At 62.1% G+C, this 531-nt stretch carries 1 protein-coding gene; it reads right to left on the bottom strand.

The genetic code is table 11. The features are described from left to right. Positions 1-531 (bottom strand): OpgC domain-containing protein (gene opgC, locus DYI24_RS27650; RefSeq protein WP_164574572.1); only part of this gene is annotated, 531 nt, incomplete at both ends.

The following is a 531-nucleotide window of genomic DNA, read 5'->3' on the forward strand; positions in this document are numbered from 1 at the left end:
AGCGACTGCTGACCGCATTTGATCAAGGGATCGAAGCCGCGCCATTCCAGCCCCTTCCAGTCCTTCGGCACGAACCGGATCACCAGCACCACGATCACCGCGAAATGCAGGAAGCGGTATGGGGCGAGGTTGGTTTTGTCATTGGGATTGAAGGCGTCGTACAGCCAGCGCGGGAATAGGTCGCCGAATTCCTGGAAGCGGCCGGCCATCGTCATCACCAGCGCGAACACCAGATAAGCCAGGCAGAACCACAGCATGCCGCGCGAGTCGATGATCGAGCGCGACCGCACCGTGCCGCCGAGCGCACACCACGCGCCGAACACGAACAACAGCTGCCAGCAGAACGGATTGAAGTACCAGGTGCCTTCCGGAAACGCCTGCAGATTCCATTCGAAGTAGCGCGCGGCGAAATACAGCACGAACGAGCCGATCATCACCGCGTCCGGCCGGCGCAGCATCAGCCACAGCACCGGCGGGAACAGCCCCATCAGCACGATGTACAGCGGCCGCACGTCGAGGTTGACCGGCTTG

It is taken from the genome of Rhodopseudomonas sp. BR0C11, assembly GCF_010820945.1.
Lineage (GTDB): Bacteria > Pseudomonadota > Alphaproteobacteria > Rhizobiales > Xanthobacteraceae > Rhodopseudomonas > Rhodopseudomonas palustris_H.